This window comes from Amycolatopsis kentuckyensis (assembly GCF_002155975.1).
In the GTDB taxonomy this organism is placed as follows: Bacteria; Actinomycetota; Actinomycetes; order Mycobacteriales; family Pseudonocardiaceae; genus Amycolatopsis; species Amycolatopsis kentuckyensis.
Genome location: NZ_MUMI01000590.1, coordinates 1 through 9,025, shown reverse-complemented (window position 1 = coordinate 9,025; position 9,025 = coordinate 1). Strand labels below are relative to the sequence as shown.

The window sequence follows — 9,025 nt, the reverse complement described above, 5'->3', positions numbered from 1 at the left end:
GGTGCCGCGGCACCTGAAAGAGGGGTACGTTCCGTACGCCAGGGCGACGCAGGCGGTGTGGATCCGCCGGTTCGTCCTCGGGCACAGCGAGCTCGGCCCCGAGTACGCGTGGCCGCCGGGCGAGCAGTTCCCCGAGAGCAGCGTGGACTGGCCCGAGCCGGTGATGGTCCCGGCCGACACGGTCCTCGACCGCTTCGGGCCGGCCTACGGGCGGGTCCTCTACGAGGACGGCACACCGTTCGCGGAACGCTCGCTGCCGCCCGCGTTCTTGGACGCCGAGTACCGCCGGTACGTCGTGGTGCGCAAGGTGCCGATGTGGCGCTCGGAGACCGCGAACTGGTTCGGCCAGGTCGGCGGCGGCACGCGGTACCGTGCCCTGCTGGCGGCCGACGAACTGGTGACCCTCGGCTACCTCGCCGAGGCCAAGGGGGAAGAGGACTGATGAACACCCAGTCGATCCAGCGGTGGCTCGGCGTGCTGGGCGTGCCGCCGGAGGTCGTCTCGCTCGGCGCCGAGGTCGACAACGCCTGGTGCCTGATGCAGGGCGAGGACGAGGCGTGGGAGGTGTTCTGGCGCGAGCAGGGCAACCGGTACGACTGGGCCCGGTTCACCAGCGAGCAGGTGGCGTGCCACTACCTGTTCGGCCGGCTGGCCTGGGCCCAGGTCGCCCGCGGCGCCGTCGGCCTGCTGCCGGGTTCCTGACTAGCGCTTCAGGATCGCCAGCGTCTCCTCGTGCAGGCGGCCGTTCGTCGAGAGCGCGCTCCCGTTGTCGTAGCGCCCGGCGCCGTCCAGGTCGCTGAACCGGCCGCCGGCCTCGGTGACGATCACCTGCGCGGCCGCGACGTCCCACGGGTTGACGATGCACTCCGCCGCCACGTCGATCGCGCCCTCGGCCACCAGCACGTGGTGCCAGAAGTCGCCGAACGCGCGGGTCTCCCAGCACGCGTCCACCAGGCCGAGGTACTTCTCTCGCGAGTGGTACTTCGTCCACGAGTTCAGGTCCGTTGTGGACAGATAAGCGTCCGAAAGGGACGAAACCTTCGAAACCGACAGCGGCCGGGTCCCGGCTGAGTCGCTCGAAAAGGCGCCGTCACCCGAAGCCGCCCACCAGCGGCGGCCCAGCAGGGGCGCGCTGATCATGCCGACCACCGGGTCACCGTCCTGCACGAGCGCGATGAGGGTCGCCCAAACGGGTACTCCGCGCAGGAAGTTCTTCGTCCCGTCGATCGGGTCGAGCACCCACGCGCGGCCCGCCGCGGCCGAGCCGCCGCGTTCCTCGCCGAGCACCGCGTCGCCAGGACGTTCCGAAGCCAGCAGGGCGCGGATCGCGTCCTCGACCGCGGTGTCGGCGTCGGTCACCGGGGTGCGGTCGGGCTTGCGCTCCACCGCCAGGTCCAGGGCGCGGAACCGCGCCGTCGTGATCGCGTCGGCGGCGTCGGCCAGCCGGGTGGCGAGAGCCAGATCATCTTCGTAGCCAGGCACGGTCACGATGTTTTCACGCCCGCGAGCCGTAGAGTTGGCCAGGTGAGCATGGTCCTACTTGCCGAAGACGATCCGGCCATCGCCGAACCGCTCTCCCGCGCCCTCGAACGCGAGGGATACGAGATCCACGTCGTCACCGACGGCCCTTCGGTGCTCGACGCCACCGCCGCCCAGCGCGTCGACCTGCTCGTGCTGGACCTCGGCCTGCCCGGGATGGACGGTCTGGAGGTCTGCCGCCGGCTGCGCGCGGCCGGCACCGAGCTGCCCGTCCTGATGCTCACCGCCCGCACGGACGAGGTCGACTTCGTCGTCGGCCTCGACGCGGGCGCCGACGACTACGTCGCCAAGCCGTTCCGGCTCGCCGAGCTGCTGGCCCGGATCCGCGCGCTGCTGCGCCGCCGGGTGCCCGAGGTCCTCGAGGCCGGCGGGGTGCGGATGGACCTCGGCGCGCGGCTGGTCACCGTGGACAACCACGAGGTCCAGCTGGCGAACAAGGAGTTCGAGCTGCTGCGGGTGCTGATGACCCGGGCCGGGCAGGTGGTCAGCCGCGACGAGATCCTCGCCGAGGTCTGGAACGACCTCGAGTCGAAGACGTCCAAGACGCTCGACATGCACATGTCGTGGCTGCGGCGGAAGCTCGCCATCGCCGCCGACGAGGCCGCCGGCCGCACCAGCAAGACCCACGACGGCGAGCGGCGGATCGCGACCGTCCGCGGCGTCGGCTTCCGCTTCAACGCCGAATAAGCCGTGCGCCGCCGCATCCTGCTGGCCATCCTGCTGGCCGTCGCCGTCACCGCGGCGGTCCTCGGCATCCCGCTGGGCATCGTGGCGAGCTGGCAGATCGAGTCGAGCTACCGCGAGACGCTCGCCGAGAACGCCCGCGCGGCGGCGGCGATCCTGGACACCGAGATCGCCAACGGCCAGGAGATCGACCTCGACCAGGTGCGCGCGGCGGTCCCGGCGAACGGGCTGCTCACCGTGCGGACAAGCGGCCAGGAAGAAAAGCGGTACGGCAGCAGTCCCGGCCCGGACACCGTCACCGAGACGGCCGACCTGGCCCGCGACGGCAAGGTGGAGATCGCCGTCCCGGCCGGCCCGATGCACGAGCGCCAGACGACCGTGACGCTGGTGGTCGTGCTGCTGGTGCTGCTGTCGATCGGCACCGGCGCGGTGGTGGCGATCGCGACGGCCAGGCGGCTCGCGAAGCCGCTGCGGCACGTGGCCGAGCGCGCGGCCCGGCTCGGCGGCGGCGACTTCCGGCCCGACCCGAGCCGCTACGGCGTCGGCGAGCTCGACATGGTCGCCGAAGCGCTGGACGCGTCCGGCACGGCGCTGGCCCAGCTCGTGCAGCGGGAGCGCCAGCTGGTCGGGGACGTCTCGCACCAGCTGCGCAGCCGGCTGACGGCGTTGCAGCTGCGGCTGGAACCGCTCACGGTGCACCCGGACGACGAGGTGGCCGACGAGTCGAAGGCGGCCCAGGAACAGGCGGACCGGCTGGCGGAGGCACTGGACGAGCTGCTCGCGGCGGCCCGTGCGGCGCGCGAGGTCGGCGCGGAACCGGTGGACCTGCCGACGCAGCTGCCGGAGATGGCGCAGGAGTGGCGAGAGCTGCTCCGCTCGGAGGGCCGCAACCTGCGCACGCGGGTGGCGGACGGCCTGATGGCGCGGGCCACGCCGGGCCGGCTTCGCGAGGTCGTCGGGGTGTTGCTGGACAACGCGCTGCGCCACGGCTCGGGCACGGTGACGCTCATCGCCCGCCGCGGCGACGCCGAGGGCACGGTGGTGATCGAGGTGAGCGACACCGGGCCGGGCGTGCCGGACGAGCTCGCGCCGCACATCTTCGAGCGCGGGTTTTCCGGCGGCGGCTCGACGGGGGTGGGGCTGGCGCTGGCGCGGGCGCTGGTCGAGGCCGACGGCGGGCGGCTGGAGCTGTCGAACCGTCGTCCGGCGGTGTTCAGCTTGTTCCTGAAGGTGCCGCGGCCGAGTGATGTGCCTGAGGTTCGCTGGCCGGCCGAGCGCGTCCCGCGGTAGGCGACGCGCTCGGCCGTCAGCTCAGATCAGACCCTCCCGCAACGCGTAAGCCACCGCGTGCGAGCGGTTCCGCAGCTGGAACCGGTTGGTGACGTCGTGGATGACGCTCTTCACCGTGCGCTGCGAGTAGCAGAGCTCGTCGGCGATCTCCTGCGTCGAATACCCGGCCGCGACCAGCCGGAGGACCTCCGTCTCGCGGTCGCTCATGCCGCCCAGGCGCAGGCCGCGCGGCTGGAGCACCTGGCGCTGCAGGCGCGAAACCCGGCTCAGCAACCGGCCGAGCAGGTCGGGCGGCAGCGCGCCTTCCCCGGCGGCCGCGGCCTTGATCAGGCGGACGAGCACTTCGGGCCCGGCGTCGGCGCGGCGGGCTACCGCGCAGACGCCGTGCTCGACCGCGTTGAGGATCTCGTTGTCGTCGACTTCGCCCGCGATCAGCACGATGCGGGTGAAGCCCTGGTGGTGCAGCGTGGACAGCAGCTGGGTCATCGTCTCGTCGAGCCGGTCGGCGACGAGCAACGCGACCAGAGCCGTACCGTCGTCCACCACCCGGACGTCGTCGCGTGACCGCAGCGTCGTGCAGACGCCGTGGTGCAGGATCGGATCGGTGGCGCGGACCACCACCGGGGTCCGGTCGGTTTCGAACATCGTTCCCCATTCCCCTCGAACGGTGCAGGCTGCCCAGCCTGCCCGCTCGCGTGTCCCGGGCGCATGGGACCGGCGTCCCGATGTTGCCCGGGTGGACCGCCCGTCAGGACTTCGGTTTGGGGGTCCGGGTGGCGGAGCCCCCGGCGCGGGGCGAAGCCTCGCTTGTCACCGACCGGCCGAGGCCCGCGTCCCTGGCCCGGACGATCGCCTCGGCCCGGTCGGCCACGTGGAGCTTGGCGAAGACGTTCGAGATGTGGTTGCGCACGGTCTTGGGGCTCAGGCACAGCGTGCTCGCGATGAGGCTGTTGCTGTGCCCGGCCGCGATCAGCGCGAGCACCTCGCGTTCGCGCCCGGTCAGCTCCGGGAACACCGGCTCGCTGGCCGGCGGCTGGTTGAAGAAGGCGAGCACGCGGTTCGCGATGTCCGGGCCGAAGATCGCCTCGCGCCGGGCGACCGCCTGGACGGCCCGGATGATCTCGTCCGGCTCGGCGTCCTTGAGCAGGTAGCCCCGGGCACCGGCGCGCATCGCCGCGAAGACCGACTCGCTTTCGTCGGCCATCGTCAGCATCAGCACGCCGGTGCCCGGGTTCGCCGCCACGATGTGCCGGGTCGCCTGGATCCCGGACAGGTCGGGCAGGTGCAGGTCCATCACCACGACGTCCGGCTGCAGGGCGGCGGCGGAGGCGACCGCGTCGGCTCCGCTGGCGGCCTCGCCGACGACCTCGATCCCGGGCTCGGCGGCGAGCAGCGTGCCCACGCCGATCCGGAACAGGGGATGGTCGTCCACGACGAGGACGCGCAGGTCGCCCATCCGCCTCACCTCCCCCTGGTCACTCCTGGTGATGGTACGCGGACGCGTTCTCCCGTGCCCAGGCCGCGAAGGTCAGCGGCGGTCGGCCGAGCAGCCGCTCGACCGTGTCGAAGACGACGCGTTCGTGCGGTGCGGACTCGCGCTTGAGGGCGAAGAGACCGTCGATGGCCTTCGCGGGCCAGCCGTACGTCCGGATCAGGCGGTCCTTCGCGGCGCTCTCGGTTTCTTCGACGTACTTCAGCGGACGGCCGATCGCCTCGGAAAGGATGGCGACCTGCTGCTCGGCGGTGAGGGCTTCGCCGCCGGTGAGCTCGTAGGTCGCGCCTTCGTGCCCGGACGTCGTCAGGACGAGCGTCGCGACTTCGGCGATGTCGCGGACGTGGACCAGCGCGGACGGCGGATCGGTTTCCGGGACGTACACGGCGTTTTCCTCACGGATCGAGCCGATCCAGGCGAACCGGTTGTCCATGAAGGCACCCGGCCGCAGGATCGTCCAGGCCGGCCCGGCTGCGCGGACGGCCTGCTCCGCTTCGGCGTGGGCGCGGGAGACCGCGTCCTTCTGTCCGAAGTGGACGCCGGTGGTGGACAGCTTGACGAGGTGGCTGACGCCGACCTGGGCGGCGGCCTGCGCGACCGCCGCTTCCCGGTCGGTGTTGTGCCCCTGCGTCAGCACGAACACGCGGTCCGCGCCGGCCAGCAGGGCGGGCAGGTCCGAGGTGTCGAGGTCGCCGCGGACCACTTCGGCGCGCGGGTCGATCCGGGCTTTCGCCGGGTCCCGGGTCAGCGCGCGGACTTCTGCGCCGGCGTCGAGCAGGGCGGGGACGAGGTGGCGGCCGACCTTGCCGGTGGCGCCGAGGACGAAGATCATCGTGGTTCTCCTAACGGGAAAGCGGGACGTGGGGGAGCGCGAACGCCGTGACGAGGCCGAGCGCGAGCACGGGCAGCAGCGCGAGGAACACGCCGTGGGTGCCGGCGCTGTAGGCGAAGCCGAGCGCGACCGGGCCGAGAGCCGAGCCGAGCGCGCGGGCGAGGTTGACGCCGGCGGCGACCGCACCGCGGTCCGCGGCGGGGGCGGTGTTCTGCGTGGCCATGGCGAGCACCTGCAGGTTCAGCCCGGCCGCGAAGCCGAAGACGACGAGGCAGGCGAGGACCTGCGGCAGACCGTCCAGTGCGAGCAGGCCGAGCACCGCGAGCAGGCCGAGCGCCATGCTCGACCGCGGCGCCCAGCGGTAGGCGCCGGTGCGGGCGATGACCTTGCTCGCGACGACGGAGGAGAGCGACACGGCGAGCGTCATCGGCAGCAGCCGCAGCCCGCCTTCCGCCGGACCGGTGTCGGCCTGCAGGTAGACCGCGATGTAGTTGACCGAGCCGAGGAACGCGAACCCGGCGAGCACGCTGAGCAGCACGGACACGGTGAACGTCCGGTCGCGGAACAGCCGCGGCGGCAGGACGGGGGCTTCGGCCCGCCGTTCGACGAACACGAACACCACGGCCGCGACCGCGCCGAGGCCGATCGACCACGGCGTGAGCAGGGTGAACCCGGTGATCGCCGTGCCCAGCAGGAGCACGCCGGCGAAGTCGAACGGCGCTTCCCGGCGCCGGGTCGAGAGGTCGAGCCTCGTCAGGCAGACCAGGGCGACGAGCCCGAGCGGCAGGTTGACCAGGAAGATCGACCGCCACCCGGCGACCCCGGTGAGCAGGCCGCCGACGACCGGTCCGGCGAGCGAAGCGACGGCGAAGCAGATCGAGAACCAGCCGAAGTACTTCGCGCCTTCGCGAGGCGTGAACATCTCGCCGAGCGAAGCGCCGACGGAGACGAAGAGGCCACCGGAACCGGCACCCTGCAGCACGCGCCCGGCGATCAGGAACGCGGCCGACGGCGCCAGGCCGCAGGCGAGCGAACCCAGCAGGAAGAGGGCGAGCGCGCCCAGGAGCACACGTTTGCGGCCGAAGACGTCACCGAGCTTGCCGTACAGCGGCGCGGTGGCGCTCCCGGCGAGCAGGTAGGCGGTGGTGACCCAGGCGTAGGCGCCGGTCCCGCCGAACTCGGCGGCGATCCGGGGCAGCGCGGTGGCGACGACCTGGGCGTCGAGCATTGCGAGGAACACGGACAGGAACAGGCCCGTGAGGGCAGGTTTGAGGGCGCGCTGAGGCGCGATCGTGCTCAAGAAAAGTCCTTGTTTCGTCAGAAGGGACGAGAGATGCGGACGCGTGGAAAACGCGTCCCGTCGAGTCGGGAAAAGGCTCCATCGTCATCCGCGAACGGATGCGACCTCTTCGCGCTCGGAAACCACCTCGAATCGTCCCGCTCGCCCGGCCGAACCCGGACGGCGTCCACTACGCAGGAACACTGACGGAGATGACTCTAGACAAGTACATGTCAAAAGACAAGTACTTTTCAGGGGAGGCGGCCGACCTGGTCGTTGTCCCGCCGCCGCTCGCCCAGCTCGTCCGGGAACACCCACTTCTTGAAGCCCCAGAAGCGGAAGAACATGGCCAGCAGCATGCCGATGATCGAGCCGCTCGCGAAGTCCGCGACCTCCTGGACCAGGAACGTCACGTGCGGGACCTCGAGGTCGAGCACGTACCGCGAGACGATCAGGGGGACCAGGTTGACGCCCACCGCGATGCCGCTGATGACGAAGAACAGCGCGGCTTCGTGGTGCCGCTCGCGTCCGCCGCGGGTCCGGAAGGACCACTCGCGGTTGAGGATGTAGGACACGATGGTCGCGACGATGATCGCGATCGCCTTCGCCGTCGTCGGTTTCGGCTCCAGCACCGTCAGCTTCAACGCGTACCAGACGCCGTTGTCGACCACGAACGTCGTGCCGCCCACGATCGCGAACTTCAGCAGCTCCCGGTGCTTGATCAGCACCGAACGCAGTGGTTCCGGCGTGCGCTTGAGCACGGTTTCCACAACGGTCACACCAGGCAGTCTAGGAGAACACCGCGTTGACCTGTGGTTCAGGCGGCATTGCCGCCGTGAATGTCCGGATATCGGGCGGCTTCGTCAGCCGGTCAGCCAGCCGAAAGCCTTCTCGGGGGTGACGGTCGGCGGCTTGGCCCCGGGTTTCCCGCCGGACCGCGGCGGTGCGCTGGTCGTGGTCGAGGACGCCGGCGGCTCGCTCGTCGGTTCCTCCGGCGTCGTCGCCGGTGGCTTCGACGTCGGCTTGGACGGGGTGGGCTTCGGCTTGGACGGCGTCGGCTTCGGGACCGACGGGGTCGTCGTGGGCACCGGGTCCTTGCCGCACCAGTGGCGCCAGCAGCCGAAGTCCACGGTCACCGGCGGGGCCGCCGCCCGGCCGAGCTGGGCGTCGACCGTCGTCCGGCCGTCGTTGGGACGGCCTTTCAGCTGGACCCACAGGTTGACGTGCTGGCCGGGGGCCAGCGCGCTCTTCGTCGTGCAGCTCGCGCCCGTGTCCGTCGACGTGCAGGGGAAGTCGCGCAGGCTCCACCACTGCCGGAGCGGGTGGTCGAAGGTGACCGTGACCGGCTTGGTCGTCTCGCCGGTGTTGTGGACCGTCACGTAGACCCGCGGGTGGGGGAACCACGGGAGCATCGAGATCGGGTCGGTGTGCGCGTCCAGGACCACGGCGTCCGGCGGGAGCTTCACGGTGACCTTGACGCTCACCTGGACGGAGATCTGCACACCGGCCGTGACCGAACCGGTCACCGTGCCGCCTTCGGCGTCGTCGTCCGCCCGCAGGCGGAAGTTCAGCGTCGCGCTCTGGCCGGGCTGCAGGCCGGCGCCGGTCTTGCAGGTGACCGTGCCCTCGCCGCCGGGGCAGTTCACCGAAACCGGGCCGGGGGCCTGGGCCCGGGCCACCGGCGCGCCGCCACCGCCGGTGTCGACCGCGTGCACCCCGCGCGGCAGCTTCAGCGCGACGGCCCCGCCGGACGGCGTCGAACTCAGCCCGGGTGCCGCGACCAACCTCCCGATCACCGTGCGCAACGACGGCGGCAGCCTGTCCGAGCCGGTGGCCGTCGCGCTGAAGCTGCCGCGCGGGGTGCACGCGGTCGACACCGGCGGTGGCGGCGCGCCGGTGGCCCGGGCCC

The 9,025-nt window shown here is 71.8% G+C and carries 11 protein-coding genes; 4 read left to right on the top strand and 7 right to left on the bottom strand.

Annotated elements, in window-relative coordinates:
* Both CCN39_RS43055 and CCN39_RS43050 read left to right on the top strand, forming a co-directional pair.
* Positions 1 to 442, top strand: a 442-nt coding sequence (locus CCN39_RS43055) for a TNT domain-containing protein (protein ID WP_143264369.1), incomplete at its 5' end; no start/stop codon positions are given.
* Positions 442 to 702, top strand: coding sequence for a hypothetical protein (locus CCN39_RS43050; protein ID WP_003105220.1), 261 nt, complete (start codon positions 442 to 444; stop codon positions 700 to 702). The genes CCN39_RS43055 and CCN39_RS43050, both read left to right, overlap by 1 nt.
* Here the strand turns inward: CCN39_RS43050 and hisN are convergent, their stop codons facing one another.
* Entirely contained in the window at positions 703 to 1,488 is a 786-nt protein-coding gene (hisN, locus tag CCN39_RS43045) for a histidinol-phosphatase (RefSeq protein WP_086852371.1), read from the bottom strand.
* Between the two features lie 42 nt (positions 1,489 to 1,530).
* Between hisN and CCN39_RS43040 the strand changes: the two genes are divergently transcribed.
* Together CCN39_RS43040 and CCN39_RS43035 are read left to right on the top strand one after the other, a co-directional pair.
* Positions 1,531 to 2,226: a response regulator transcription factor gene (locus CCN39_RS43040; protein WP_086852369.1), complete on the top strand. Its 696-nt coding sequence runs from the start codon at positions 1,531 to 1,533 to the stop codon at positions 2,224 to 2,226.
* 3 nt (positions 2,227 to 2,229) lie between these two features.
* Positions 2,230 to 3,513 carry an ATP-binding protein gene (locus CCN39_RS43035; protein ID WP_086852367.1) on the top strand — a complete coding sequence of 428 codons (1,284 nt, stop codon included), beginning with the start codon at positions 2,230 to 2,232 and terminating at the stop codon, positions 3,511 to 3,513.
* 21 nt (positions 3,514 to 3,534) lie between these two features.
* On the opposite strand, the gene CCN39_RS43030 is transcribed toward CCN39_RS43035, so the two are convergent.
* The 6 genes from CCN39_RS43030 to CCN39_RS43005 all read right to left on the bottom strand — a co-directional run bounded on the left by CCN39_RS43030 (position 3,535) and on the right by CCN39_RS43005 (position 8,912).
* Entirely contained in the window at positions 3,535 to 4,158 is a 624-nt protein-coding gene (locus tag CCN39_RS43030) for a helix-turn-helix transcriptional regulator (RefSeq protein WP_086852366.1), read from the bottom strand.
* Between the two features lie 103 nt (positions 4,159 to 4,261).
* On the bottom strand, positions 4,262 to 4,969 hold the full coding sequence (locus CCN39_RS43025) for a response regulator (protein WP_167455353.1): 708 nt from the start codon (positions 4,967 to 4,969) through the stop codon (positions 4,262 to 4,264).
* 19 nt (positions 4,970 to 4,988) lie between these two features.
* Entirely contained in the window at positions 4,989 to 5,837 is an 849-nt protein-coding gene (locus tag CCN39_RS43020; RefSeq protein ID WP_086852364.1) for an NAD(P)H-binding protein, read from the bottom strand.
* A gap of 10 nt (positions 5,838 to 5,847) precedes the next feature.
* Entirely contained in the window at positions 5,848 to 7,137 is a 1,290-nt protein-coding gene (locus CCN39_RS43015) for an MFS transporter (RefSeq protein ID WP_086852362.1), read from the bottom strand.
* A 230-nt stretch (positions 7,138 to 7,367) separates the two neighbouring features.
* Entirely contained in the window at positions 7,368 to 7,895 is a 528-nt protein-coding gene (locus CCN39_RS43010) for a GtrA family protein (protein ID WP_167455352.1), read from the bottom strand.
* Between the two features lie 84 nt (positions 7,896 to 7,979).
* Positions 7,980 to 8,912, bottom strand: a complete 933-nt coding sequence (locus CCN39_RS43005) for a COG1361 family protein (protein ID WP_244211267.1) — start codon at positions 8,910 to 8,912, stop codon at positions 7,980 to 7,982.
* Positions 8,913 to 9,025: the final 113 nt, after the last annotated feature.